Genomic DNA, 25,012 nt, shown 5'->3' with positions numbered 1-25,012 from the left:
AAACCCGTGCGGCTGATCCTGATCACATTGACGGCCCTTCTGCTCGCCACCGCGGTCGGCTTGGGTGCGACCTGGATGACGACGACGCGCGGCACCGAGATTGGCGCGCTCACCATCGGCGCCTGGACCGCGCGGCCGCGCACCGGCACCGCCGACGTCGATCCCTATTCGCGCGCCACCATCGTGCGCAACGGCGAGCTGCCGATCGGCACCGGCGACGGCGTCGCCTTCACCGCCACCACCGACGACAAGAAGAAGGCGCTCGACGGCCGTTGCGACGTGATCGTCTCCGGCGTGACGCCGCCGGCGCGGTTCTGGACGTTGACGCTCTACGACCGCAAGGGCCACCTCGTCGCCAATTCGCTTGCCCGCTACGGCTTCACCAGCCAGGAGATCGTGCGCCAGTCCGACGGCTCGTTCGAGATCCGCATCGCCTCGCGCTCGCGCGCCGGCAACTGGCTGCCGACCGGCGGCATCGAGCGCTACGCGCTGATGCTGCGCCTCTACGATACCCCCGTCGGCGTCGCGACGCGCACCCAGCGCGACGCGCCGATGCCCAGCATCTCGACGGTGGGCTGCTCATGATCCGCCTCGCCTTCACCATCGTTGCCGGCATCGTCCTGGGCCTCGTCGTCCATCTCGTCAGCGTGCTGGCGCTGCCGCGGATCGCGACGCAGGACGCCTATTCGCGACTGACGCCGATGACGAAGGTGAACGCCGTCACCCAGCTTCCCCTCGCCGATCCGCAGACCTCGCCGATGCCGTTTATGGACCCGGCCTTCGCGCTCGCGATCTGCCGCTATGATCTGACCAACGGGCCGCTCAAGCTGACCGTGCCGGTGAGCCAGGCCTATACGTCCGTATCGTTCTACACCCGCAACGAGATCGCCTATTACGCCATCAACGACCGCTCGGCGGGCCGCAAGGTGATCGAGCTCGATCTGATGACGGAAGCGCAGCACAACGAGCTGCCCGAGGACGAAGAGGTCACTGCGGCCGACCGCCTGATCATCGACTCCCCGACCACGACCGGCCTGATCCTGATGAAGGCGCTCGCCCCCGAGCCCGGCCTGATGCCACAGGCGCAAGGCTCGCTTCAGGCTGCGACCTGCGCGCCCCAGACCGAGCCGCCGGCGAAGGCAGAGGCGCCGCGCGGACGGCGCTGAGCGCGGCGGTTTCGGCAGTGCCAAACAAGAAAGTTGCGAAAACAACCCCATGCACAGTAGCGGGGGTGTTGAAATCACGAGACTATTTCTTTTCGGCCGGGCGCCCCGATTTGTAGGATCTGATGCTTTGCGCGGCCGTCAGCTTGATCATGTGGACAGGCGGCGCGGAGCGTCCCGTCGACGTGACCGACATTTGAGAGACGCTTCCAGCTTCCAGATCGGCGCAGCCTTGAAACGTAGCCTTGGAACAAGTCGCTTGCCCCTGCAGTTTCCTCAATCAGAGAGGAAACCCAGATGAAAACAGCGACGCTTGCTTTAGCGATCTTGCTGGCCTGCTCGACCGGCTATGCCTCGGCCCACAGCGCCAAACGCCATCACCACCACGGATGGTTCAATTCAATGAACATGATGCACGGCCCCGGCCGGACCGCGGCCAGGACTGACCCGAATGGGACGGCCGGCGGGCCGACGAGCGTCAGCGGCACCGGCCCGTCAAAGTTCGGGGGACAGATCCCCGGAGCCAGCGGCGCGGCACGACAGTAGCTCTGCGAAGTGACGCCGCGCTCCGCTGTCGCGCCAAAGGCCGAGACCTAGGCTAAAGCGCGATGCGATCTAGGGCGCGGACTCATAACGCGCGGACAGCCATAAGCGGATGGATGCGAGTTGGACGAAGGCAAGGTAGTTTCCCTCGAGCCTGTCGTGGCACATCGCCACTCGACGGCATTGCTTGATGCTGTTGAAGAACCGTTCGACGCGCCTCTCTTCATGGCAAGCTCCCTGATCCAGTCCGCGTCATAGCCACGGTCGGCAAGCAGCATTGCCGGGAGCTTTCGGCAACGGGGCCGCCTCGAGCAGCGGCTTCTTCATTCGGAGCCAGTTCTGCGTCTAGCCCATCAGCGAGGCGGCGATACACGATTCAGTGAAGGTCCGCTTAGCGGCGCTGAGCCGACCTGCTTTGCGCGTGCTGAGTTCTTCGCATTTTGACCCGAAGCGGAATCTGCAGCGTCGCATCCAAAATTGAGCATTCTGCGCGCTCCATTTCCAAGATCATTTCATTTGTCGCCCCTCTCGGTGCTGGCTGGCAAAGCCAGCGGAACAATCGGGGTCCGCATAAACCTAAGATTGTTGTAACGGTTTTCTAACTTGTGCGTGCATATATGCATCTCGCAACCTGCGATAAATGGGTGCAAGCAGTGCGGGCGTTATGTGTGAAATTGAAAGGCGGACGGCCCGGAAACTTTACTTGGTCAACTGGACTTCACTTGCCGTCCTTGCGGTTCTGCTAGCGATCTGTCTAGCGACCACCAACTTCTCGATACACGTCGATGAGCACTTTGCGGTACAGTTTGCGACGACGGCCGGAGTTGCCCTAACGGCACATTATGCGTTTTCGATGCGCTGGATCCGGCTCTCTTACATTCTGGGTGTGATGGCGCTCTTTACGTGGCTATCCATTATAGCGGCCGATCTGAGCTTTATCGTAGCGAGTCTCAACCTCCCTTTGCAAGATCGGAACCTAGCAAACTTGGATCGGATACTTGGGCTCGACTGGCAGGCTTATCAGGCTTACGTCTATGCGCACCCGTCGCTCATTCCGTACCTGGATTATGGGTACAACTGTTTAGTCACTTGGCCAGCGCTTGTGATCCCGATTGCACTCAGCCTTGCTCATCAGCATGTCCGCCTACAGCAATTCGTGTTTGCCTCCATATTGATGATCGTGCTTATCGTCCTTGTTTCTGCCGTGGTGCCAGCCATGGGCACATATTACGAGTACGGTATCGCTCCGGATCTCTCAAAGCTCAATCCCAGCGGATACGTTGCCCAAATTGACCGATTGCCATTGGTGCGCGACGGCTCGTTGCGCCTCTTCAACTCGACCTCGATCGGTGGCATCATCGCTTTTCCGAGTTTGCATGCTGCCATTCCTGTCCTGTCGTGCTGGGCGCTTTGGACCTTTCGGTGGATACGGCCATTGGTAGTGACATGCTCAGCCGACATACTCTTCGCGACACCTTTGTTCGGAGGGCATTATTTCATCGATGTGTTTGCAGGCATCCTCGTGGCCGCGGCATCGATTTGTGCGGCGCTCCAAGTCGCACAACTCTCGGTTCGTTCCACATCAGGATCGAATGTACTCACCCAATCTGCGACCGTTTGAACGAGGCGTGTGAGTGATACCGCTCCACTTAGCGGACAAGTCCGCTTATGGCCCAGAACCGACTTCGGTTCAGTTGCATTTATTCACTTCGCTCGCCGTGCAGCTCCGCCTTGAGTCCATCAGTGTTCTCGAAATTCACCGTCACTTTGTCGCCGTCGAACGTCAGCGCCCAGGTTTGGGTTTCGCTGTGGCCCAAAATCCGGCGCTCCATCACAAACGTATGTTCGCTGGTCCAGCGCCCCCTTGCGGCGTTGATGCCGTAGGGTGCCGGAGGACTTTTTCGATAGAGGCCGTCTAGTCCAACCAACCCCGAAAACCGGTTGTTCCCATTGCCGCCATAGGTTGTAATAACCCATGACGAGTCCGAACCATAAAAGTTAAGGGTGAAGCTCTTCACACGTAGCTTGTTGTCAATGAAACTGTAGACCTTGCCGGAGATTACCTTGGCCAATTCGGGTGTGTTGACGACGGCGTAAGGCTTCTCCTCCGCGGCGCGATGTACTGCCTTGGCCAATAACGCTTGTGCGACTGGATTGTCGGGCAACGGCTGATCAGATCTAACCGCGCTGGAAATATCGTCGATCAATGACGAGGCCGAATAAAATTCGGTGTCATTCAGAAAGCCGGTCATAACAACGATGATATCAAATTTGGGAATCACAAGTATCAATTGCGAATGACGGCCCCGTGCCATATAGGCGCCCTTCTCGGGATAGGACCACCACAAATTTCCATAATGGAATCCAAATGTTGCAGCGACTGGCCCGGATTTCGCTCGCTCGACCCACGATGACGGGATGATTTGCCTTCCTTCCCATCGTCCGTTGCGTAGGTAGAGATACCCGATCCTGGCCATGTCGTGGGGAGATAGGGAGAGCCCCGCTTCGCCGTCCGTCACGCCCTGCGCATCCACCTTGCCCCATTTGGCGCTCTTGATTCCAAGCGGCTCGAACAACTCCTTCGTTGCATATTCAAATGCGCTCTGTCCGGTCCTTTTGGTGATGAGCGCCGAGAGAAGATAAGGGTTGCCGCTATTGTATTGGAAAGTCGAGCCAGGCGCGTCGGCCATCGGTTGGTTCAGGACGAAGGCTGTGCGATTGGCGCTATCGTACATCTTCATGATAGTCTCGCCCGGCGTATAAAGCTTCTCGACCCATTCGATGCCCGAGGTCATGTCGAGAAGGTTTTGAACCGTCATCGCCTTTTTTCTGGCGTCGATATTCTGAATTTGTTTGTCTGAAAATAGATCGACCACCGAATGATCGACGTTATCAAGACCGCCTTTCTCTAGCAGAATAGCAGTCAACGTACTCACCACGCTCTTAGTCACGGACCTCAAATCGTGACTGACACCGGGGACATAGGGAGCATAGTAAACGTCGGCCACGATCCTTCCGTGGCGAATGATCGTAAGACTGTCTTGTTTGTAGGTGCCGACAGCCTCTACGAGCCGAGCCAAGCTGGCTGAGTCCATCCCCTGCTCTTCCGGGCTCGAAGTCTGCCAGGACTTTGTGGGCCAGAGGACTTCCTGGGTGTCTTGATTTTCAGCCGCGGCGGCGAACGAACCAAATGCTCTCAAACTCGCAACGACCACGGCAACAATCAGCATTCCGGTCCGCATTCGGCCCTCACGGTTGTAGCCAAGTTTACATGCTATCCTAGGATGGAACCCGACTGGAAGCGAGCCCGAATAAATGTCCCTGTTGGCCAATCTCCGAAGTTGCGTTTCGTCTGCGGGAGGTCCGCTCATCCAACCAGAGCAGATCATATTTGCTCAACTTGAGTTCTTCGCATTTTGACCCAAACCGGACTTCAACCAAACATCCACTCGCACTCAAGCCACCACGGCTTCCAGAATGTTCGCTGCTGAACTGGTCGGGACGACCTGCGTCAGGCGGAAACCAGCCTTGCCCAAAAGTAACGCGTATTCGGATTCCGTTCGTTCCTGACCCCCCGTTTGTACGAGCATCGTGAGATCGAGTATTTTTCCCGGATGCGGCGCATCGCCGGATGGCAGCACCATTTCGACGATCAGCAAACGACCGGCTGGCTTCATCGCCTTGCGGACGTGGCTAAGGATCGCAAGGCACTGGTCTTCGTCCCAGTCATGGAGGATGTGCGAAAGGATGTACGCATCGGCCCCGTCGGGGACACTTTCGAAGAAATTGCCGGGCTGGATCGTCACCCGATCGCTTACGCCTTTGGCATCAAGCAACGTCGGCGCGTCTTTCACGACATGCGGCCTATCGAACAGGAGGCCGCGCGGCCCGGCGTGACGGGAAAGTACGGCCGCCAGCATGTTGCCGGTGGCCCCGCCTACGTCAACAATGGTTTGGAAGATCGAGAAATCGTAAGCGGCGGCGACGGCTGGAGGCTCCTGGTCGTTGAGGCCGACCATCATCTCGCTGAACAGCGACGCGTCCTCGGGATGTTGCGCGAGATAGTCGAAGAACGCGAGGCCTCGCGCTTTCTCAAAACCGGTTTTGCCAGTTTGAACAGAATAGACCACATTGTCCCAACCACTCAGAGAGGGGTTGCCGGAAAAAATCACGGATGATCTTGCTGAGCCCGGCGCGCCGGTCTTCAGCGCCTCGCCCAGATCGGTCAGGGCAAAACGCTGCTCCGGTCGCTCGGCTAGAATGCCAAGGCTCGCTAGGGTACGCATCAATCGGTGCAAGGAAGGCGCGTGCACGTCCATGGGACCAGCAAGCTCGATGGCGCTTTTTGGTCCGGATGCGAGCTGATCGGCCAGCCCCAGCTTGGCCGCGGCGTAGACGGCCCTTGAGACGATGTGGGCCCGGCCCATCTGGATCAATTGAATGTGGGGCGGAACAACTTGCGATGTTGTCGGCTTAGGGTCTGCCATGACAATGAATTCTCACGGAACAAGCGCCGCTGGCAGTGGTCCTGTTGGTAGCGGTACAAATTGACTCTGCTGCCCCCGCGCCATCGCCAGGATCGCCAATATAATTGCAAGGACCACCAAGTGTTTGGTCATTGGTCAACCCGCTGAAATTCATGTTCGTACGCACGACACTTTAGCTTTTCGCTCCTTCGGAAAACCATTGTCGAGCAGGGACCAAAATCGACCGGCCACGATCAATACATGCATGCTGAAGAAATCAGCACCGTGAACATGTCCACGTCGAACTCTTTCTCCAGGCTCAGGCCGAACCGCTCTAACCATTTAGCCTGAGCCAGGTAGGCCGTCTTCTCTCGCGCCCGCAGGCACTCAAATTTGAGCTTTCCTAGATTCTGAAGGTGATGGACCATTTCGTGTACCAGCACCGACTGGTCCGTCGGCGAAGCCACAGCCCAATCATCAGGGAGCAGGATCGTACTCGTATTGTTGTCGTAGAGTGCGACAACATCGCGCTGAGCTACTTGCCTATCGTTTCCCATGAAGCTTTGCGAAGAACCAAGGTCCCTTGCACGCAGCCTCGCAAGCTCCGTCCTCGATGTAAATTCAATGGCAGGACGATCTTTGATGGCAGGCAGGTCAAAATTTGATGAGAGCCAAGCCACAATATCATTCAAAAGTTCTTCCGGAGGTTGATCCGCATCAGAATGCGAAGAAACAGAACGCGGCCCAGTGGACGTGCTGCGCTCCAAAGCATACTCACAATGAACTCTTGGGGATATCGCCAACGTGAGAGAGGCAACTACCGCGATCAAAAGGAATCGTTTGAACATGACCCTATCCTAGATGTTGTTCGGAATAGAGATCTCTTCAAATACCCTCGGTCAGCAATTGAATGGCTGGAACTACAGCATCCGCTTGCCGACGCCACTGTCCATAAGTTCGCCGTCCGTCAGGCAATACAGTTGCGTTTGCAGCCTTTCGCGTTTGCGCCACTCCCAAAACGGATCCCAATATGCTTTGAGCGGGCTGTAATACTGCCGCCTTGCGGTTGCCGGTCCAAACTCAGTAGTCCCGTGGATCGTGCTCATCGCGGTGTGTCCAAGCTGGGCTGTTTTACAAGCTAAAGCTGCCAGCACATCTGCTGGCGCGCTTAACTGGTGGCTTACATTCTCATTACCGGCAGCTTATTCTTTGGGTTCCTGGCGGGCTTGGTGCCACCGAAAAGGATTGGCCGCTTGCGTTATCTCTTTGAGGACTACGCATTGGATACCGACCGGCGCGAACTTTACCGCGCAACGGACGTGATTGTTGTCACACCTCAGGTGTTCGATCTGCTTGATTACCTGATCCGAAACCGGGAGCGCGTCGTCAGCAAAGATGACCTCATCAACTCCGTTTGGAACGGACGTATCGTGTCCGACACCGCGCTGACAACCCGTCTGAATGCCGTTCGGGGTGCAATCGGCGATTCCGGCGAGAAACAGCGCTTCATCAAAACACTACCGCGTAAGGGCTTCCGTTTCGTCGGACAGGTGCAGGAGGTGCGAGATGTTGCGGCCCCAAATCCGGACGACGCGCCCCAGAGCGCTCCTGCACTACCGGACAGGCCGTCCATCGCCGTGCTGCCGTTCGCGAACATGTCTGGCGATCCCGAGCAAGAGTACTTCGCGGACGGGATGGTTGATGAGATCACTACAGCGCTCTCGCGGTTCAAAGGGTTGTTCGTGATCGCGCGCAATTCGAGCTTCACTTTCAAGGGCAAAGCGGTCGACATCAAGGAGGTCGGGCGCCGGCTTGGCGTGCGCTATGTCCTCGAGGGGGAGGTGCGCAAGGCGTCGGGGAAAGTTCGCATCACGGGCCGGTTGATCAATGCGGCTACGGGCACGCACATCTGGGCGGACAGGTTCGAGCGCGACATGACGGACATTTTCGCGCTGCAGGACGAGTTTACGCTCGCCGTTGTCTCGGCTATTCGGCCGAAGCTGGTTCAAGCGGAAATTGCACTGGCGTCGCGGCGGCGACCGGAAGACCTCACCGCCTATGATCTTTTTCTCCGGGCCCTGCAGCAGGTCGGCCCATCGACCCGCGAAGGGTTGGCTGAGGGGCTCCGGCTGATCCACCGGGCACTGGAGCTCTACCCGCGGTTTGCTGCTGCAGCCGCTCTCGCTGGTGCCTGCCACGCGGAAAACGTGGTCAGGAACTACACCACCGAGCCTCAATTCGAACGCGAGGAAGCCCTTCGGCTCATGCGCCTGGCACTCGGCCTCGACGATGGCGATCCGGATACCTTGGCAAGCGCTGCCTTGGTATCGGCACTTTTGGTCGGCGGCTGCGAGACCGAGATCGAGATGTCCGATCGGGCGGTTCATCTCAACCCGAATTCATATCGCGCATGGCACTGCAAAGGCTGGGTTCTCAAGATCGCGGGGCAGCCGGAGGAAGCGATCCGGAGCTTTGAACGTGCCATGCGAATGAGCCCGGTGGACCCAGAAACATTCGCTGCGCTGACCGGTTTGGGCTTTGCGCTTATCGAGCTTCATCGCTTTGACGAGGCGATCGTTGCAGCGAAAAGAGCCCAGCGGCTGAACCCCTATTATCCGGGACCATATCGCTGCCTCGCATCCGCTTTCGCGCATCTCGGACGCGACGCCGAGGCCCGTGAGGCGGCGGCTCATATGCTCGAGGTCGATCCTGATTTCACGATATCGGCTTGGATCGACAGGAGCCAGCTATCAAAAACCGCGAAGATGTTGATTGAGGGCTTTCGCAAAGCGGGGTTGCCCGAGTAGCTTTCCAATGTCCCCGGCGTGATCGAGTGGGTCCAGAGTTGGCCCATCGCTGCCGCCTCTGACAGCCGAGGATTTGTCGGCTGTCAGGGGTAGACCGGACCTAACCCTAACATGGCCAAACCGTCGCGAAAAAAGCGGACATATCAGGAGGCCGATCTCACGTTGGATGCTCCGGGGTAAACGCGGCAGCTACGCTGACCAGTCTAACGGAATGACGTTTCCTCAGGGCGACTGGGCGCCGTTGATGCCAGTTTACATTCTGCCATCCTAGCGCTTATGGTCGGACCATATTCGCTGCCGCACTCTCTTGCGGATTGAGGCAAGCTCAGGGAGTAGTCATGCGCTATTTCTTTGAGGACTATTTATTGGACACTGAACTGCGTGAGTTGCGGCGCGGACCTGATGTTGTGCATACTTCGCCTCAGGTCCTCGATCTGCTCGAATATTTGATCCGCACCAGGGATCGCGTGGTCAGCAAGGATGATCTCATAGGCGCGATTTGGAATGGTCGAATTGTATCTGATGCGGCGCTGACGACTCGGCTGAATGCTGTCCGACGTGCGATCGGCGACTCCGGCGAACGACAGCGTTTGATCAAAACGTTTCCACGCAGGGGATTCCGTTTCGTAGGCGCCTTGCATGATACGGATCGGTGCACTGGAGCCGGGATGGCCTCTTCTACAGAAAAGCTAGAGCTTTCGAGGTGGCCCGGAAAGCAAGCGGTTCTAGTCCGAGCGTCTTCTGAACAGCTAACGGACAAACGCCGATCCCATCAGAGACAGGGTCACCTCAAAGGCCTATTGAAGCTTGCCGGCGCCGCGCTGGCATCGGTCGCTGCGGTCGGCGCAATCGCTGGCGGTCTTTCCGGCTATTGGAGTGTCTGGAAGACGCTCCGTACCGACGCAGTCGACGAAGCTCAAGAGTTCCGAGGGGCACGGACGGTCATCCCCGAAATTAAGCCTCGTCTCTCCATCGTGGTGCTGCCCTTCGCCAACCTCAACAACGATCCTGAGCAGGACCAATTTACCGACAGCATCACACGAGAACTGACGATCGAGATGGCGCGAACGCCCGCCATCTTTGTTATTAGGCATGAGACCGCCTTGATCTACAAGGATAGACCGATCGATCTGAAGCAGTTTGGATCGGCTCTCGGCATCCGCTGGGCCTTACAGGGTGCCGTGCGACGCAACGGAGATCAAGTACGGATCAACGTATCACTAACTGATCTTCAGAGCGCTCGTGCCATTTGGTCAGATTGGTTCGACGGTGACCGAACAAATCTCGTTGCGTTGCACGGTAACATCACGGCCCGGCTTCTCTGTGTTGCGCACCTGCACCTCCGGCAATATGAAGAGGCCATCGAACAGTGTAGTCGCTCGTTGAATATCGGCACAAACCATCAAGCTTACGTAAGTTGATTGCTCCTGAGGAGCGAACAGGCAGCGCGGCCCGCAATCGAGCACTGCATCTTATAAAGATCTGTTCGATGATAGACCGTTTGGTCCAAACTAACGTGGGTTCGTCACGAAGCTTGCCGGTCCGTGCCTCGAAGAGATACCTCGCACTCCGCCCGGTACTCGAGTGAGCTGCCCCCGCCGTCGGAAGGTCTGCTTCGGGGCCCTTCTCCGAAGTCCGATAACGTCCGCTTTCGCGCCGCTGCTGGGGGACAAGCGGACATCAGGTGCGCCGGCTCCTAGCGGTAGGTTTTATGAGTACCGCACTCTGGACGAAACGTCATCGCGCTTTAGGTTGTTGTTGTTTGCGCATGATCATTTCGGAAAACCGCTTCGCACTTTTCCGGATCATGCTCTAGTGGATGATCTGGCCGAGGAAATCCCTCGCCCGCTCCGTCCTCGGCGCGCGGAAGAAGGTTTCGGGATCGGCTTCCTCGACGATCGCGCCACGATCCATGAACACCACCCGGTCCGCGATCTCGCGGGCGAAGCCCATCTCGTGGGTGACGCAGACCATGGTCATGCCGTCCTTTGCGAGCTCCACCATGGTGTCGAGCACCTCCTTGACCATCTCCGGGTCGAGCCCGGAGGTCGGCTCGTCGAACAGCATGATCTTCGGCTGCATGCACAGCGCCCGCGCGATGGCGACGCGCTGCTGCTGGCCGCCGGAGAGCTGCCCCGGATATTTGTCCGCCTGGTCGTGGATGCGCACCTTGCGGAGCACACCGATCGCACGCTCTTGCGCCGCGGCACGGGACAGGCCCCGCACCTTCATCGGCGCCAGCATGCAATTCTCGACGACCGAGAGATGCGGAAACAGGTTGAAGCTCTGGAACACCATACCGACCTCGCGTCGGACGTCGTTGATGTCATCCATCCGGTTGGTCAGCTCGACGCCATCGACGACGATCCGCCCCGCATCGTGCTTCTCGATGTGATTGATGCAGCGGATCAACGTCGACTTGCCCGAGCCCGAGGGACCGCACAGCACGATCTTCTCGCCGGCCGCGACCGTGAGGTTGACATCGTTCAGGGCCGTGAAATGGCCGAACCGCTTCACCAGATTTTCCACGGTGACGATGGACGCAGACGGCTCCGTCTTATTCCCCGCAGCAGGCCGAAGCATTTTTTCTCTCCCAGGATGATGCGCGTTGCGCTAGCGGCGCATTCCCGCGATTGCATATCGCTTGCGTAAGGACGCCACGCATTGCGATGCCGCCGAGCTGATCGCGAGGTAGACCACCGCAATCACCAGATACATCTCGACCAGACGCCCATTGAGCTGGGCCAGCTTCGAGGCTGCGCCGAGCAGATCGGTGAGCGAGAGCACATAGACCAGCGAAGTGTCCTGGAACAGGATGATGGTCTGGCTCAGGATGATCGGGCTGGCGACGCGGAGCACCTGCGGCAGGATCACGGAGCGATAGGTGTCGAAGGTGGACAATGCGAGCGCCTGGCAGGCCTCGAACTGCCCCCGGTTCACCGCACGCAATCCGACGCGGATGATTTCCGAATAATAGGCGGCCTCGAACAGGCCGAAGGTGATGAACGCCGTCCAGGTGGCGCCGATCGGGACCGGCCGTCCGTTGCCACTGAGATGGCCGAGCACGATCGGCACCAGGAAGAAGAACCAGAACAGAACCAGGATCAGCGGGATCGAGCGCATCAGGGCGACATAGCCACGCACGATCTTGCCGAGCACGGGCACATCGAAGTGCTGCACCAGCGCCAGGCAAGTGCCGAGCACCAGGCCGACGACGAAGGCAACAGCGGTTAGCGCCAGCGAAAACAGCAGGCCCGACCAGAGGTAAGGCCACGCCTGAAGGACAACGGAGAAATCGAGGCTGTTCATTTCACGCCCTCCATCGCGTCAGGCAGCGAGCCGATCGGCTGGGTGGCTTGCGTCGCGGCCGGCTTGACGGCATCGTCCGCACGGTCCGTGCCCGGAATGCGCACGGCCCTGTCGATCAGCGCCATCCCCTGATAGGCGATGAGCGCCAGCGCGAGGTAGACAAGCGTCGCGGCGCCGAAAGCGGTGAACGTCTGAAACGTCGCTTCGCTGATCTGGCGGGCCTGCGCGGTCAGCTCCATCAGCCCGATCGTGAGTGCGACCGAGGTGTTCTTGTAGATGCCCATCACCTCGCTGGTCAGGCTCGGGATGATCAGGCGCAGCGCCTGCGGCACGATGACATGGCGATAGGTCAGATAGCCGCCGAGCCCGAGCGCGCTTGCCGCCTCGACCTGTCCCTTCGGCAGCGCCTCGATCCCGGCACGAACCTGTTCGGCGATCCGTGCGGCGGTGTAGAGACCGAGACACACGAGCGCCGGAAAGAACGATCCCCAGGGCGGCGGAATTTGCTTGATGGCGTTGCCGAGCGCGGCGGGAAGGATCTCCGGCAGGACGAAATACCAGAGAAACATCTGCACCAGCACGGGGATGTTGCGGAAGATCTCCACATACAGGCGGGCAAGCGCCGCGACGGCCCGGTTCTGCACGGTGCGGCCGATGCCGACGATCACCCCGACCGCGAAGGCAATCCCCCAGCCGAAGAACGCCAGCGCCAGGGTCCAGCCGAGGCCCGACACCAGCCAGTCGATATAGCGCTGGCCATCCGCGGTCTTTTCAAGAAGCACTGCAAACATGGCGAACCTTAGGGCTCGGTTTGCGGGACAGTCTTCGCCTTGGCGCGAAGTGGATTCTCGTTTTGACGCGTTTTCTTGACGCGAACCGGAATCCACTTCGCTCGAAAACGCTCTAATCGACCGCGTCGCTGGGGTGTGCGATCCGTTCCGTGAGCTCGACCGTCAGCGGGAATGCCAGGTTCTCATTCTTGGGCGGAATTGGCCTCGTGAACCATTTGGCGTAGGTCTTCTCGAACTGGCCCGACGCCATCTGCTTCGACAGGACGTCGTCGACCAGCGCCTTGAAGCCGGTATCGCCCTTCGTGAACATCAGGCCATAATAGATCTTGGCGTAGCCCTCGGGGAGAAATATCAGCGCATCCGGCTTCGGAGCCGCGGCCTTGAGGCCCGCGAGGAGAATATCGTCTTCCATGAAGGCAGCCGCGCGGCCGGTGTTCAGCATCAGGAAGGATTCGGCATGATCCTTGGCCTGCACGATGTTGAAGCCGAGCTGCTCCTTCGCATTCACACCCTGCGCGAAGCCGACGGCATTGGAGCCCTGGGTGACGACGATGGTCTTGCCCTTGAGATCGCCGGCCGTCTTCAGGCCGCTATCCGCCTTGACCAGCCAGCGCGGCTGGCTGACGAAGGTGGCGACGGAAAACGAGACCTGCTCCTGTCTCTTCTTGTCATTCGCGGTGCCGCCGCACTCGATATCGACGGTGCCGCTCTGGATCAGCGGGATGCGGTTGGACGAGTTCACCGGAACGTAATTGACCTTGAGATTGGGCAGGCCGGTCTCCGCCTTGATGCGCTCGACGATGGCCGCACAGAGATCGAGCGAAAAGCCGATCGGCTTCCGGTCGGGACCGAGATAGGAGAACGGTATCGAGGCCTCGCGGTGGCCGATGGTGATGGCGCCATTGGATTTGATCCTGGCGAGCGTGGGACTGTCGGCGGCAGCCGCGGGTCCACCGACGATGCCGACGACCGCGAGGCCGGACAGAATGCTCAAGACACGCGCAAAATTGGTCATGTACGTCTCCTTGATGGACAGCCTAAAGCGCGCTGAGATTGCGATGAATCGTCATCGCGCTTCAGGTTGTTGTTTTACGCATGATCCTTCCGGAAAACCGCTTCGCACTTTTCCGGATCATGCTTTAGGCGGCCCTCGATGATGGCTTCACGCCGCGCCGCTGGATGATCTCGATCAGGCGGTCGACGTCGGCGATCGTGTTGAACATCCCGAACGACACGCGAATGCCGTCCCGTTCCGGCGACACGCGAACCCCGTTCTGCTCGAAATGGCCGAGCCATTCGGCGGCGGGCAGTGCGATGACGTAGATGTGCGGGGCGCGATGCTGCCGCCCGCGAGGGCCGACCAGACGAACGCCCAGCGCGTCGAGCCGGGCGATGAGATGGTCCCCGAGATCGAAGCAGTGGTTCTGGATGTTCTCCACGCCCAGCGCTTCGATCATGTCGAGCGAGGCACCGAGCGCATGGATCGCCGGAAGATTGAAATTGCCGAGCTCGAAGCGGCGCGCGCTCGGGGCAAGATCGAGCTTGTCAGCTCGAGCGATAAGATCGGCCGGGACGTCCGCAAGGCTCGCGGCCGCGAGATAAGCCGGCTCGAGCTCGGTCCTGGACTTGTCCCAATACAGGAGACCCAGCCCTTGCGGCACGAGCAGACCCTTGTGACTGCCCGAACCGATGAAGGTCGCGCGCATCGCCTTGGCATCGATCGGCACGACGCCGATCGCCTGCATCACATCGACGATGAAATAGAGCCCCTTCTCCGCGCAGAGGGCGCCGATGCTTTCGACGTCGAAACGGTGACCGGCATGGAACGTCACCTGCGACATCGAGATCGCCCGCGTGCTCGCATCGATGTAGGGACGAAGACTGCCGGCATTGACGATCTCCGTCATCGGCACGAATTCGACGGTGACGCCCTTGCGCCGCAGATTGAGGAACGCGTAGGCGTTGTTCGGGTGATCGCCGTGGATCATCACGACCTTGTCGCCGGCGCGCAGCGGCAGCGCGTTCGCGGCGATGTTCATGCTTTCCGAGGTGTTCTTGGTGAAGGCGATCTCGCCCGCCGATGCGCCCAGGAGCCGCGCCAGCCTGCCGCGGGTCTGCTCGACGCGATCGAGCCAGACGCTCTTCGGGCCGGCGGTCTCGAGACCTTCGCTGAGGAAACGATCGATCGCCGCCTTGACCGGGCGCGCGAGCGGCGTCTGGAAACCGGAGTCGAGATAGGTGATCCGCTCGGCAGCTGGAAACTCCTTCCGCACGGCTTCGACGTCGTAATGGCCTGACATCCCGATCTCCTGAGCGCGTCCGCGGCGGCGCGTACTGCACAAATCCTGTTCACCGCCTCGCAACGCCAACGATATGGGCAAGGCGCGAACTCGCCTATAGAAACTTTCATATTTCAGTAGTTTTTATTCCGAAAAATGATAATTTACTGGATATCCGGATGGAGACCGCGAAATGCAGCAGCTGAGCGCCGACGGGCCGCTGGACCGCGCCTTCGCGGTCATTGGCTATGTTGCCAGCCAGACCAGGGCAGCCTCGGTCGCGGACATCGCCGCTGCACTGTCCCTGCCGCTGCCGACGGCGCACCGGCTCATCGGGAATCTGGAGCAGCGCGGACTGCTTCAGAAAGCCGTGGGAACGAAGCGCTACGTGGTCGGCAATCAACTGGTCACGCTGTCGGCCAAGGTCATCGGCGCAGCTTTCCGCACCGCGCGCCGGCACGCGGTGCTCCGCGCCGTCGCCGCCGAAATCGGCGAGCAATGCGAGATCGGGGTGGTGCGGGACAATGTCGTTGCGTATGTCGACAGTGTCCGCGTGTCACAACCGCAAGGTCTCCAGTTCAATCCCGGCGAAGCGGCCCCGCTCCATTGCACGTCGACCGGCAAGATCTACATGAGCCGCCTGCCCGTGCGGGCGCGCGAAAAACTGTGCCGCGCTCTCGCCCTGACGCAATATACCGACACGACGATCGTCGATGTCGAGCGCCTGATGCAGGTGCTTAACGAGACCCGCAAGCGCGGCTGGGCCAAGACCAACGAGGAGTATGTGCGCGGCGTCGTCGGCTGCGCCGTTCCCATCCTCTCCCCGGATCGCGAGCTGATCGCGTGCCTGGGTGTGTCCGTTCCCGTGGCGCGCGTGAGCTTCACCGAGCTGGATCGGTTCATCGCTCCACTGCAGAAGGCCGCCGCACTGCTCTCGGAGACGATCCTCGGAGATGACGCAAGCGATGCGCCAGGGAATGTCTAATCCAGCCTGATCGATACCCCCGCGTTCAAGACCCGAAGCCGTCTCGCGACTTCATCCGCGCCCACAGCAGCGCCAGCGGTCCCAGCGCGATTCCGGCCGCCAGCACGGTGAACACCAGCAGCCAGCCGCTCGCGCTCTGCGGGCCGCCGGCCATGTCGAGCGCGACGCCGGTTCCCCACGCACCGGCGGCCGACAAGCCGAAGCCAACCGTAGAGTGCAGGGCCAGCGTCGCACCGCGATGCTCGGAGACGGCCGCAGCCGACATGCCTGCGGTCAGCGCACCTGAATCCGCCGGCACGGTCAGACCGTACAGCATCAGCAGCAGCGCGAGCACCCATGCCGGAGCCGTCGCGTTGAGGCCAATCACCAGCGCGACGCAGGCCGATGCGACCATCACGACCGTGATGGCGCGATGCCGTCCAAATTTGAGAGCGGCCTCGTTGCCGAGGATGCTGGCGGGCATCGAGATCACCGCGAAGCAGAAGCTCAGCACGACGGGGCTCAGCCACGACGGCGCATCTTGATGCGCCACGACAAACGTCCAGAACCCGACCAGCCAGGTGCGAATGCCATAGAGCTCGAAGCAATGCGCGCCGTAGCCGAGGATGTAGCCGAGCGCCTCGCGATTGGCGAAGACGGGTGAAAAGTTCAACAGCCGCCCCGTCTTCGGAGCAGGTCGGCGGCCCTCGATCAGAAGACATGCGATCACCATCGCGATGGGGCCGGCGCCGGTGACGTCGAAGGCGGTCCGCCATCCCCAGCGATCAGCAAGCACTTGCGCGACCAGGAAGGACAGGCCGACGCCGACCGAGAAGCTGGAGGTGTACAGCGTCACCGCGCGCGAGGCGTCGCCGGCCGGCAAGCGGTCCGTCAGCGCCTTCAGGCCCGGCATGTAGGCGCCGGCAAAGCCCAATCCGGCGAGCGACCAGATGATGGTGCCCGACCAGAACCCTTGGGCAAAGATGCCGAAAGCTATGGTCGCCAGACCACTGATCACGGAGCCGCACAGCAGCACGATCCGTGCGTCAATGCGATCGGTCAGCGTCGTCAGCACGGGGACGGCGAGCATGTAGCCGAACGCATAGCCGCTCGCCATCAGCCCGCCTTCGGCTGCGGACAGCCCCCACGCCGGCATCAGATGCTGCGCCAAATTCGCGGACAGCGTCACGTGCGGCAGCAGATTGCCGAGCTGGCCGACGCACATCACCGCAACCAGCGGCCACCCGCTCAAGCTCCGAATGCTCGCCTCCCCTCGGTCCCTATCTTGTCTGGTCTGCACGCAGCAATAAAAGCGCAAGGAAAGCGGAGATCGAGGCCAGCGCGCTGATCCATAGCGCGCTGCTGCCGAACTGCTCCACCATCACCCCAAGTGCAAGTGGCGCAAGCGCGCCCGTAGCCCGCGACGGCAGCGCGATCATGCCAACGCGTCTGCCGAAGCCCGCGGGCCCGAACAGCGCCAAAGGAAGCGTGCCGCGGGCAATGGTGATGATGCCGTTGCCTGCTCCATACAGCACCGTGAAAGTCGATGCGAGCACGGGGCCGCCCGCGACCAAAGCAACCACGCCGATCGGGTTCATCAGCAGGGCGAGCCGCGCCGACAACAGCGGATGAAACCGGCCGAGCCACCCTGCTTCCAAAAGGCGGGCACCGACCTGTGCAGGCCCAACCAGTGCACCTGCGAGCAGGGCCTGCGCTGGCGTCGCGCCGAACGCCACCAGCATGGTCGGTAGAATGGCCGAGACACCCGAGCTGACAAAACTCGCTGCCGCAAACATGTAAGCCAGCAGCACCATCGCGAACGTCTCGCTTTGCCGGCCAGATCTCTGGCTCGCGCCCGGATCCGGCCGAGGCTGCTGGTCCCATGGAACGGCGCGCGGCAGCGACAGATTGAGCGGCAGCGCCAGACAGATATGGATCGCCGCCCATGCCTGGCAGGCGACGCGCCAGTCATATTCGGCGGCCAGCCACGTCGTGAGAGGCCAGCCGAGCGTGCTGGCAAAACCTGCGATCAAGGTGATGCCGGTGATGGTACGTCGCGCGTTGCTGCCATAGATGCGCGCAAGCGTCGCGAAGGCTGCTTCATAGAGGCCCATGCCCATGCCGATCCCGAGCAACACCCAGGCTGCAATCAGCACCGCAATGCCATGAGCTACCGACAGGAGGAGCAAGCCCGCCACGAAGACGAGGTTCGAGACGGCAAGCAGGCCGCGCCCTCCGAACGTATCGATGGCATGCCCCACGCGCGGCCCGAGCAGGCCGGAAATGATGAGCGCTCCCGAGAGCGCGCCGAACACGTAGGTCGGCGCAAGACCGAGATCGCGCGCAATCGGCGCCGCCAGAATGGCGGGGGGATAATAGCTCGACGCCCACGCAATGGTCTGCGCGGTTCCGAGTGCAAAGACAATTGCGAGCGGACCTGCTACCCGGCCCGCTGGGACCTGCGTCATGAGCAGCCGCACCCCGCACGACCTGCGGTCTTGACGGTTTCATCGGCGGCGCGGGAGGGCAAGGATTCATCCTTTGCCGGACCGCCGCAGCATCCCGCACCCGCCGCCTCGACACCGGCGCGCGTGCAGACGCCGGTCTCCGGCAGCACGAGTTCGACCCGTGCAGCAGCCTTCTTGTCGCCGGCGATGTCGGCCGCGATCGAGCGGACCTGTTCGTATCCGGTCATCATCAGGAAGGTCGGCGCACGACCGTAGGACTTCATGCCGGCGAGATAGAAACCCGGCTCGTCATGCGCGAGCTCACGCGCGCCGTGAGGCCGGACCGTGCCGCAGCTATGCTCGTTGGGATCGATCAGCGGCGCGAGCGCGACCGGGGCCTCGATCGCCGGATCGAGCCGCAGCCGCAGCTCGGACAGGAATGACAGATCGGGACGGAACCCGGTCGAGACGATCAGTTCGCCCGCCACCACACTCTGCGCGCCACAACAGCTGCCTGCCGAAATCCTGAGGCGGCCTTCGGAGTCCGAGAGATGCGTAACACCGAATCCGGTCTCGACCTTGATCTTGCCGGCGGCCACGAGCGCGGCGAAGGTGGAGCCCAGCTGGCCGCGCGCCGCCAGCTTGTCATTGCTGCCGCCACCGAACGCCTTTGCGGGATCGGTGCCGCGCAACAGCCAGATCGCCTGCGTGCCTGGCGCCTCGCCCGCGAGCTGCACGACATCGATGAGCGTGCCCAAGGCAGAATGGCCGGCACCGAGCACGGCAACGGTCTTGCCGGCGTATCTGGCACGCTCAGTGCCCCGCACATCCGGCATGCCATAGGCGATGCGCTTGGCCTGCTCGCGTTCGCCGATCGCAGGCAAACCGTTGCTGCCGGCCGGATTGGGAGAGAACCACGTGCCTGAGATGTCGATGACGGCATCGGCGCGCAGCACCTCGGGCCCCTTGCCGTTCTGATACCGGATTTCGAACGGCGCCCGCTCTCTGCCCTTCGTTTTCGCCTTGTCGAAGCCGGCGCGGCTGATCGCCGTGACCCGGCTCGAGGTCCGGATCATCTCGCGCAGCAGCGTGCGTGTTGCGAGCGGGGCGAGATATCGCTCGATCAGCTCGCCGCCGGTCGGATAGGCGTGAGGCTCCGGCGAATTCCACCCCGTCGGCGCGAGCAGCCTGGCCGCCGCCTTGTCGACATTGTACTCCCACGGCGAGAACAGCTGGACATGCTGCCATTGACGCACCGCATGGGCGGCTTCGGGCCCGGCTTCGAGCACGATGGGAGACATGCCGCGTTCGAGCACGTGAGCAGCTGCAGCGAGGCCAACCGGCCCGGCTCCGATGATGGCGACCGTCTTGCTGTTCATTCCAACTTCTCCCATCTTTCTAGAACCATCGAATAATTGAGCAAATAGATCACGCGGCCGTTTGCGCGCCCTTGCAGCCGGCTTCGTCGGCGCAGCATTCCGCTGCCAGGAAGTCGACCAGGCCCCGCATCGCGTCGAAGTTCGCGTGGCAGATCAACGTCGTCGATTCCCTGACCTGACTGACGAGCCCAACAGCGACCAGGGTCTTGATGTGATGCGAGAGCGTGGACGCCGGAATTTTCAGCTTCTCCTGCAGCCGACCGACGGGCATGCCCGAATGTCCTGCCCGGACCAGGGCGCGGTAGATTTGGAGCCGCGTCCGGTTACCCAGGGCCTCCAGACGTTGAGCTGCGTCGTCGATCTTCATGGCTTGCAAGATGCGCCTTCGCACGCCGGATGTCAAACCATATTTCTAGAATATTGGAATAATGATCCTCGCGTCGAAGGGGCGGCGCGGCTGGGCCCTCTCTGCACGCGTGCTCCGCCCTCTGCGTTCGATAGAGCATCAGCGGATGATGGCAGCAGGTGTCACGCGACAGTAGGACGCAAATCGCTCATCGATTGAGTCGTTGAACCGGCATCTTTCGAGAGCTATCGATCGGCGAACCAATCTTCGGTCGGAGGAACGCATGAGCACCATCACCGGCGGCTGTCACTGCGGCGCAATCCGCTACGAGGTCGAGGGCGAGGCGATCGTGCACGCGCTGTGCCACTGCCGCGATTGCCGACTCCATGCCGGGGCGCCGGTGGTGGGCTGGACGATGTACGCGGAGAGTGCCGTCAAGGTGACCAGGGGCAAACCGAAGGTGTACCGTTCCTCGGAACATGTCCGGCGGTATTTTTGCGGCAACTGCGGAACCGGCCTGTTCTACGACAATGCCGACCTTATGCGCGGGCTCATCGACGTTCAGAGCGCGACCTTTGACGATCCCGAGGCCGTGCCGCCGACGATGCAGGTCCAGGTCGCCGAGCGCCTGCGCTGGATGGAGCATGCGCACCAGTTGCCGACGTTCGAGCGCTTCCCGCCGCAGCCTAGCGGCGAGACGTGATCACCGGCTCGGGCAGACAAGGACGATCTTTATCTTTTCCTTAGCCGCGACCGGAACCGACGTCGTCCGGTCGCGAGTCCCGGCGGCGACGCGGCGCGGGGCGCCATGAGCGCCCTACAATTGCGCGGGGCTCGAAAAGATCAAGCCACCCTCGCGACAGGCAACTCGGTGACCCCCGGCAACACCGCTTTGATGCGAATGTTGCGGAATTGCACCTTCGAACCATCGTGATGGTTTTGCAGCGCGATATGACCCCGCAGTGATCTGGGTTTTGGATCAATAAAATCGTTCACGACGACATCGTTCAGCGTCACCTTGATGCGGCTGCCGACCGCCTCGATGACGAACGTATTCCACTGCCATGGGCCTTTCGCAACATCGGTGCGGGTCGGCGCACTGATGTTGTAGATCGCGCCGGTGCTGCGCAAAGGATCGTTCTCCTTGTTTTTTTCGGAGTTGTACCCACGCGGGTCGATCTGGATTTCGTAGCCCTGATCGATTGCGGCGGCCCAATCGTTTTGATTCGAGCTGTTCAAGTTGGGCACGCGGATGAATACACCGGAATTGTCGGTGCGATTCGCGTATTGCCATTCGAGCTCGAGCACGAAGTCGGAGAAGCTCTCGCGCGTATACCACAGCAAGCCGGGCCCCCCGACAGACTCGAGAATGTCGTACACCTGCAGGAAGCTTCCGCCTCCCGACATCTGCCAATCCGCCAGACTCCCGGCGTATAGTGGCTTGGAACGTGCCGAAGGCGCCGGCGTCAATGCCGAAACGACCGCCGCGCTCGTCAGACGCGCGAGCGCAAGGCCCGTCAATGACGGGTTCGCTGAGCCGACCGTGGGGAACAAGGCAGGGCCCGCAACGTAGGCATTCGAGACATGATGAAATCGCCCGGTGGGATCTGTAATCGACGTGGTTGGATCGTCGCCCATCCACAGCGTGCCCGCTTCATGATGAGTGTTGCCGAGTTGGTCCTTGGTGGCAGCAAACGGGTCGGGTGGCGGAGCGCTTTGCCAGCCGCCATTGTAGAGGTACTCGACATCACCGGCGGTCTTGCCGAGGCGTTCGGCCAACTTGACAGCTGCGGCGGCGAGTTTGGCCCAAGCCGCATAGTCATGCGGCGTCGGCGTGAAATTAACCCATGCACGCGCGCTCATGCCATCATTTTGAAGCGGATCGGCCGCATTGGTAAGATTGATGAAACTCGTGGCGCCGCCGGGGCCGGCCGTCCTATCGCCGTCCATCTCGCCAAGGCCGCGGAAGACGATGGCCACCCAGTCCGGGTCCTCGTTGGAAAGCAGGTTTCGCAAGAGGTCGACGTCGGGCACCATCGTCCACATCGTCGCTTCCGGATTCTGCCCCTTCTCGGCCGATGCCAGGACCTGTACATGATAGCGCCGTTTGCTTCCGTCCGGATTCGTGATCTCACCACGCACGATCGCGCCGCCCTGCTCAAGGGTTGTCGCTACGGCAAGCCCGAGCGCGCTGCGTTTAACGCGCACTGTGAGATTGGTGCGCAGATGCGCCATGAAATTGGCGCCCATGCCGTACGCGCCACGCGTCACCGGAAACGACTCGATGGCCAGTCGTGTCGATTCAATCGTTCCCGCCGCGACCACGATCTGGCAATCGGGACTGAGGTTGGACGGAGCGGAAAGCGATCGAAATTGGCCATTGTAGGTGAGATCGATCCCGGTGACCCTGCCTCCGCTATTGCGCAGCCGGATCACGTGACACCGTGGAACGAGGAAGAAGCGCCGCCGCGAGTTATCGTTCAAGGTCCAGCGCCTGGCGATATCGTCCCGAATACTTTCGAGGAGCATGGGTCCGCTGCTGAACTTGTCGAACGAAAAGAGCCCGGGGCCCGGGGAGCTCGCCTGCACCGCGATCGGTGCTTCTTCGACAACGTCCAGCGTGACGTCAGGAATGATCGCACTCGTGCCTGACGCTACGGCCTGCAACTGCGCATTGAGCGCCGCGTTGAGCGGACCCGATAGATAGTCCACTTTGTCCTGCACGCCGATCTCGCGCTCCACGTCAGCATAGGCCGCCATCAGAAAAGCGCGCACGTCTTTGGGCCACGTCGCGAGGTCGGCCGGCATGAGCCGCGGCGCCCAGCCGCCCCAGAATAGAGAGCGTCCTCCGGGGCAGTAAGCGAGGCCGGTGAACGGCTCGTTGCTGTGCCAAGGAATGCCCCAGACGCCGTTGCGCGCACCCCGATCTTGATCATTGCGGGTCACCAACACGGTATCCGGCGCATTCAGGCCCAGATGCGGCATGTTCTGCACATGCGTCGGAGCAAGATAGCCTCCCGCGTCGAGCAGGAGCACCCGGAGGTTCTGGTCGGCACCTCTGCGATAGATCTTGTTCGCCGCATAAGCGCCGAACATGCCGGCGCCGATCCCCACGACATCGAATGGCCTCCCGCCGTTGTTCATCACTTCGTCGAATGTACTGCACACATACCGGCCGAGCAGATCGCGCGTGAAATCCGTATCCTGGATATCGACGGGGGTGGAAGGGTCGTGTTGAAGAAAGGTCAGCATGGGAGAGCTCCTTTCAAGGCGTTAATGCCGCAGCAAACCGGACGTTCGTCCGGCCACGTCACGCTCCGCTGTGAGGGCGGCGCCAGAGGGCATTCACGGGGGGCAAACGGAGAGGCGCTAAAGAGATCTGCTCCGTGGGTGCGGCCGAAAGGATAGGAGCAACCTCTGTTCGATTGTATGAGCCGGTTCACACGCCGATGCGATTATCAGCGCGGTTGCCGCGCGGGCGTGGCTCGATCGTGTTTTGAGCTGCAAGGCATCAGAAGGAGAGTGGATCAGGTCGCGGGTCACGCACTGCCAGGGATCGCTTGTGCACCGAGGAGGAGCATGATAGCGGTTGGCGTCGGGCCACATACAACCGCCCGACCAGCTTTCGAGCCAAGCGTTGTTTCGCTCCATTTCGGACGTGAAACATGTCTTGCGACAGCACTACTGTCTCAACCGATACATCCCGCTCAACCTTCGACCCCTCTCCAAATCTTGGATGGTTCTGGAGATTGCCGCTCGCGCTCTTGGACGCAATAACGCGGCGCCGTGAATATGACGAGCTTCTCGAACTCGATGACCGGCTGCTCGCGGACGTTGGTCTATCGAGACCAATCGTTGCCCAAGCTCGAAGGTCTTCCTTCGCCGACTGGGCAATGCTGGTCGATTGTTCAATTTCCCTGGACCAAGCACGTCGCACCTCGCCTTGGGAGAGCGGCGCGTCTGCTCGTCTCCGCAGATAACCGCCTGCCAAGCTCGCGCCAACATTCGGCGACGGTCGAGCCGCGAGCTTGGCATCCGCTTTCAGAACTCCAGCTTGTCGCGGACGGCATCGATCCCGGCTTTGGCGCACGATTCGTCCGCGTCGCCGCTGGGCGCGCCGGATACGCCGACCGCTCCAACCAGAGAGCCGCCTGCTTCGACAATCAGTCCTCCTCCTATGATGACTGCTCCAGGAAGATTGCGAATGCCGGCCTGCATCATGCCGGGCTGGCTAATCGCATTCAGATCGGTCGTACTGGTCTTGAACGACACGGCGGTCCACGCTTTGCCGGATGCCGTCAATGGCGTGTGGGGCCCCGCAAAGCGGTCGCGCAGCATCACTTGCGTGACGCCGAAGCGGTCGACGACAGCGACGGCGACCTGATATCCACGGCTTCGACAGCTGTCCAACGCGGCGCGCGCAAGATCAAGCGCCAGTTCCGGGCCAAGCGATTTGTAGGTGACGAGGGCTTCTTCCGCCCGCATTGGACTGATGGACGCGATCAGCATGGCGGTCGC

23 protein-coding genes and 2 pseudogenes are annotated in these 25,012 nt (G+C 61.1%); 9 read left to right on the top strand and 16 right to left on the bottom strand.

The window, feature by feature from the left end:
- Positions 1 to 6: 6 nt before the first annotated feature.
- The 3 genes from X268_RS09525 to X268_RS09515 all read left to right on the top strand — a co-directional run bounded on the left by X268_RS09525 (position 7) and on the right by X268_RS09515 (position 1,709).
- The gene (locus X268_RS09525) at positions 7 to 585 is read left to right on the top strand and encodes a DUF1214 domain-containing protein (RefSeq protein ID WP_128924701.1); all 579 of its coding nucleotides are present in this window, start codon (positions 7 to 9) and stop codon (positions 583 to 585) included.
- Positions 582 to 1,166, top strand: coding sequence for a DUF1254 domain-containing protein (locus X268_RS09520; RefSeq protein WP_128924700.1), 585 nt, complete (start codon positions 582 to 584; stop codon positions 1,164 to 1,166). Before X268_RS09525 ends, X268_RS09520 begins: the two co-directional genes overlap by 4 nt.
- Positions 1,167 to 1,460: 294 nt before the next feature.
- Positions 1,461 to 1,709 carry a hypothetical protein gene (locus X268_RS09515; protein WP_128924699.1) on the top strand — a complete coding sequence of 83 codons (249 nt, stop codon included), beginning with the start codon at positions 1,461 to 1,463 and terminating at the stop codon, positions 1,707 to 1,709.
- A gap of 69 nt (positions 1,710 to 1,778) precedes the next feature.
- Here X268_RS09515 and X268_RS09510 read toward each other — a convergent pair.
- Positions 1,779 to 1,987, bottom strand: a pseudogene (locus X268_RS09510) (IS5/IS1182 family transposase); the annotation flags it as partial.
- Positions 1,988 to 2,409: 422 nt separating this feature from the next.
- Here X268_RS09510 and X268_RS09505 point away from each other — a divergent pair.
- Positions 2,410 to 3,327, top strand: a complete 918-nt coding sequence (locus X268_RS09505; protein ID WP_164937630.1) for a phosphatase PAP2 family protein — start codon at positions 2,410 to 2,412, stop codon at positions 3,325 to 3,327.
- 79 nt (positions 3,328 to 3,406) lie between these two features.
- On the opposite strand, the gene X268_RS09500 is transcribed toward X268_RS09505, so the two are convergent.
- The 4 genes from X268_RS09500 to X268_RS09485 all read right to left on the bottom strand — a co-directional run bounded on the left by X268_RS09500 (position 3,407) and on the right by X268_RS09485 (position 7,278).
- Positions 3,407 to 4,936, bottom strand: a complete 1,530-nt coding sequence (locus X268_RS09500) for a serine hydrolase domain-containing protein (RefSeq protein ID WP_164937629.1) — start codon at positions 4,934 to 4,936, stop codon at positions 3,407 to 3,409.
- A gap of 225 nt (positions 4,937 to 5,161) precedes the next feature.
- The gene (locus tag X268_RS09495) at positions 5,162 to 6,193 is read right to left on the bottom strand and encodes a methyltransferase (protein ID WP_128924696.1); all 1,032 of its coding nucleotides are present in this window, start codon (positions 6,191 to 6,193) and stop codon (positions 5,162 to 5,164) included.
- A 233-nt stretch (positions 6,194 to 6,426) separates the two neighbouring features.
- The gene (locus X268_RS09490; protein ID WP_128924695.1) at positions 6,427 to 7,020 is read right to left on the bottom strand and encodes a DUF6647 family protein; all 594 of its coding nucleotides are present in this window, start codon (positions 7,018 to 7,020) and stop codon (positions 6,427 to 6,429) included.
- A gap of 72 nt (positions 7,021 to 7,092) precedes the next feature.
- Entirely contained in the window at positions 7,093 to 7,278 is a 186-nt protein-coding gene (locus X268_RS09485) for a hypothetical protein (RefSeq protein WP_128924694.1), read from the bottom strand.
- A gap of 69 nt (positions 7,279 to 7,347) precedes the next feature.
- On the opposite strand from X268_RS09485, the gene X268_RS09480 reads away from it, so the two are divergent.
- Positions 7,348 to 8,979, top strand: coding sequence for a winged helix-turn-helix domain-containing tetratricopeptide repeat protein (locus X268_RS09480; RefSeq protein ID WP_245477824.1), 1,632 nt, complete (start codon positions 7,348 to 7,350; stop codon positions 8,977 to 8,979).
- Positions 8,980 to 9,317: 338 nt separating this feature from the next.
- Positions 9,318 to 9,632 (top strand): annotated as a pseudogene (locus tag X268_RS40005) (winged helix-turn-helix domain-containing protein); the annotation flags it as partial.
- 1,159 nt (positions 9,633 to 10,791) lie between these two features.
- On the opposite strand, the gene X268_RS09470 reads toward X268_RS40005, so the two are convergent.
- From X268_RS09470 to X268_RS09450, 5 genes are all read right to left on the bottom strand, one after another.
- The gene (locus X268_RS09470) at positions 10,792 to 11,562 is read right to left on the bottom strand and encodes an amino acid ABC transporter ATP-binding protein (RefSeq protein ID WP_128924692.1); all 771 of its coding nucleotides are present in this window, start codon (positions 11,560 to 11,562) and stop codon (positions 10,792 to 10,794) included.
- 30 nt (positions 11,563 to 11,592) lie between these two features.
- The gene (locus X268_RS09465; protein ID WP_128924691.1) at positions 11,593 to 12,288 is read right to left on the bottom strand and encodes an amino acid ABC transporter permease; all 696 of its coding nucleotides are present in this window, start codon (positions 12,286 to 12,288) and stop codon (positions 11,593 to 11,595) included.
- Positions 12,285 to 13,079, bottom strand: a complete 795-nt coding sequence (locus tag X268_RS09460) for an amino acid ABC transporter permease (RefSeq protein WP_128924690.1) — start codon at positions 13,077 to 13,079, stop codon at positions 12,285 to 12,287. The genes X268_RS09465 and X268_RS09460 overlap by 4 nt, the downstream gene beginning before the upstream one ends.
- A 112-nt stretch (positions 13,080 to 13,191) precedes the next feature.
- Positions 13,192 to 14,094: an amino acid ABC transporter substrate-binding protein gene (locus tag X268_RS09455; RefSeq protein WP_128924689.1), complete on the bottom strand. Its 903-nt coding sequence runs from the start codon at positions 14,092 to 14,094 to the stop codon at positions 13,192 to 13,194.
- A 124-nt stretch (positions 14,095 to 14,218) separates the two neighbouring features.
- The gene (locus tag X268_RS09450; protein WP_128924688.1) at positions 14,219 to 15,379 is read right to left on the bottom strand and encodes an aminotransferase class V-fold PLP-dependent enzyme; all 1,161 of its coding nucleotides are present in this window, start codon (positions 15,377 to 15,379) and stop codon (positions 14,219 to 14,221) included.
- A gap of 172 nt (positions 15,380 to 15,551) precedes the next feature.
- Between X268_RS09450 and X268_RS09445 the strand changes: the two genes are divergently transcribed.
- Positions 15,552 to 16,343 (top strand): IclR family transcriptional regulator, encoded by a 792-nt coding sequence (locus tag X268_RS09445; RefSeq protein ID WP_128924687.1) that lies wholly within the window; start codon positions 15,552 to 15,554, stop codon positions 16,341 to 16,343.
- Positions 16,344 to 16,368: 25 nt separating this feature from the next.
- Here the strand turns inward: X268_RS09445 and X268_RS09440 are convergent, their stop codons facing one another.
- Genes X268_RS09440 through X268_RS09425 form a run of 4 tightly spaced genes read right to left on the bottom strand, consistent with a single transcriptional unit; the run spans position 16,369 to position 20,515 of the window.
- Positions 16,369 to 17,547, bottom strand: coding sequence for an MFS transporter (locus tag X268_RS09440; protein ID WP_128929200.1), 1,179 nt, complete (start codon positions 17,545 to 17,547; stop codon positions 16,369 to 16,371).
- A 55-nt stretch (positions 17,548 to 17,602) separates the two neighbouring features.
- Positions 17,603 to 18,790, bottom strand: coding sequence for an MFS transporter (locus X268_RS09435; RefSeq protein ID WP_164937628.1), 1,188 nt, complete (start codon positions 18,788 to 18,790; stop codon positions 17,603 to 17,605).
- Complete coding sequence (locus tag X268_RS09430; protein ID WP_128924685.1) at positions 18,787 to 20,148, bottom strand: NAD(P)-binding domain-containing protein; 1,362 nt, start codon at positions 20,146 to 20,148, stop codon at positions 18,787 to 18,789. Before X268_RS09430 ends, X268_RS09435 begins: the two co-directional genes overlap by 4 nt.
- Before the next feature lie 49 nt (positions 20,149 to 20,197).
- A complete protein-coding gene (locus X268_RS09425) occupies positions 20,198 to 20,515 on the bottom strand; it encodes an ArsR/SmtB family transcription factor (protein ID WP_128924684.1) in 318 nt (105 codons plus the stop codon).
- A gap of 262 nt (positions 20,516 to 20,777) precedes the next feature.
- On the opposite strand from X268_RS09425, the gene X268_RS09420 reads away from it, so the two are divergent.
- On the top strand, positions 20,778 to 21,197 hold the full coding sequence (locus X268_RS09420) for a GFA family protein (protein WP_128924683.1): 420 nt from the start codon (positions 20,778 to 20,780) through the stop codon (positions 21,195 to 21,197).
- A gap of 140 nt (positions 21,198 to 21,337) precedes the next feature.
- Here the strand turns inward: X268_RS09420 and X268_RS09415 are convergent, their stop codons facing one another.
- Positions 21,338 to 23,746, bottom strand: a complete 2,409-nt coding sequence (locus X268_RS09415) for a 3-keto-alpha-glucoside-1,2-lyase-like domain-containing protein (RefSeq protein ID WP_128924682.1) — start codon at positions 23,744 to 23,746, stop codon at positions 21,338 to 21,340.
- 413 nt (positions 23,747 to 24,159) lie between these two features.
- Between X268_RS09415 and X268_RS40845 the strand changes: the two genes are divergently transcribed.
- The gene (locus X268_RS40845; protein ID WP_128924681.1) at positions 24,160 to 24,474 is read left to right on the top strand and encodes a YjiS-like domain-containing protein; all 315 of its coding nucleotides are present in this window, start codon (positions 24,160 to 24,162) and stop codon (positions 24,472 to 24,474) included.
- A 61-nt stretch (positions 24,475 to 24,535) separates the two neighbouring features.
- On the opposite strand, the gene X268_RS09405 is transcribed toward X268_RS40845, so the two are convergent.
- Complete coding sequence (locus X268_RS09405) at positions 24,536 to 25,003, bottom strand: GlcG/HbpS family heme-binding protein (protein ID WP_245477822.1); 468 nt, start codon at positions 25,001 to 25,003, stop codon at positions 24,536 to 24,538.
- Positions 25,004 to 25,012 lie beyond the last annotated feature (9 nt).

It is taken from the genome of Bradyrhizobium guangxiense (genome assembly GCF_004114915.1).
Lineage (GTDB): Bacteria > Pseudomonadota > Alphaproteobacteria > Rhizobiales > Xanthobacteraceae > Bradyrhizobium > Bradyrhizobium guangxiense.
Note: the sequence above shows the minus strand (reverse complement) of the source record. Positions and strands in the feature narration are given on the sequence as shown.

Bases quoted from the DNA above. Each gene is read 5' to 3' on its own strand.
- X268_RS09490 (WP_128924695.1), bottom strand. From the start codon at position 7,020: ATGTTCAAACGATTCCTTTTGATCGCGGTAGTTGCCTCTCTCACGTTG.
- X268_RS09425 (WP_128924684.1), bottom strand. From the start codon at position 20,515: ATGAAGATCGACGACGCAGCTCAACGTCTGGAGGCCCTGGGTAACCGG.
- X268_RS09405 (WP_245477822.1), bottom strand. From the start codon at position 25,003: ATGCTGATCGCGTCCATCAGTCCAATGCGGGCGGAAGAAGCCCTCGTC.
- X268_RS09445 (WP_128924687.1), top strand. From the start codon at position 15,552: ATGCAGCAGCTGAGCGCCGACGGGCCGCTGGACCGCGCCTTCGCGGTC.
- X268_RS40845 (WP_128924681.1), top strand. From the start codon at position 24,160: ATGTCTTGCGACAGCACTACTGTCTCAACCGATACATCCCGCTCAACC.
- X268_RS09440 (WP_128929200.1), bottom strand. From the start codon at position 17,547: ATGTGCGTCGGCCAGCTCGGCAATCTGCTGCCGCACGTGACGCTGTCC.
- X268_RS09460 (WP_128924690.1), bottom strand. From the start codon at position 13,079: ATGTTTGCAGTGCTTCTTGAAAAGACCGCGGATGGCCAGCGCTATATC.
- X268_RS09495 (WP_128924696.1), bottom strand. From the start codon at position 6,193: ATGGCAGACCCTAAGCCGACAACATCGCAAGTTGTTCCGCCCCACATT.
- X268_RS09435 (WP_164937628.1), bottom strand. From the start codon at position 18,790: ATGACGCAGGTCCCAGCGGGCCGGGTAGCAGGTCCGCTCGCAATTGTC.
- X268_RS09415 (WP_128924682.1), bottom strand. From the start codon at position 23,746: ATGCTGACCTTTCTTCAACACGACCCTTCCACCCCCGTCGATATCCAG.
- X268_RS09485 (WP_128924694.1), bottom strand. From the start codon at position 7,278: ATGAGCACGATCCACGGGACTACTGAGTTTGGACCGGCAACCGCAAGG.
- X268_RS09420 (WP_128924683.1), top strand. From the start codon at position 20,778: ATGAGCACCATCACCGGCGGCTGTCACTGCGGCGCAATCCGCTACGAG.
- X268_RS09465 (WP_128924691.1), bottom strand. From the start codon at position 12,288: ATGAACAGCCTCGATTTCTCCGTTGTCCTTCAGGCGTGGCCTTACCTC.
- X268_RS09515 (WP_128924699.1), top strand. From the start codon at position 1,461: ATGAAAACAGCGACGCTTGCTTTAGCGATCTTGCTGGCCTGCTCGACC.
- X268_RS09470 (WP_128924692.1), bottom strand. From the start codon at position 11,562: ATGCTTCGGCCTGCTGCGGGGAATAAGACGGAGCCGTCTGCGTCCATC.
- X268_RS09430 (WP_128924685.1), bottom strand. From the start codon at position 20,148: ATGAACAGCAAGACGGTCGCCATCATCGGAGCCGGGCCGGTTGGCCTC.
- X268_RS09520 (WP_128924700.1), top strand. From the start codon at position 582: ATGATCCGCCTCGCCTTCACCATCGTTGCCGGCATCGTCCTGGGCCTC.
- X268_RS09455 (WP_128924689.1), bottom strand. From the start codon at position 14,094: ATGACCAATTTTGCGCGTGTCTTGAGCATTCTGTCCGGCCTCGCGGTC.
- X268_RS09450 (WP_128924688.1), bottom strand. From the start codon at position 15,379: ATGTCAGGCCATTACGACGTCGAAGCCGTGCGGAAGGAGTTTCCAGCT.
- X268_RS09500 (WP_164937629.1), bottom strand. From the start codon at position 4,936: ATGCTGATTGTTGCCGTGGTCGTTGCGAGTTTGAGAGCATTTGGTTCG.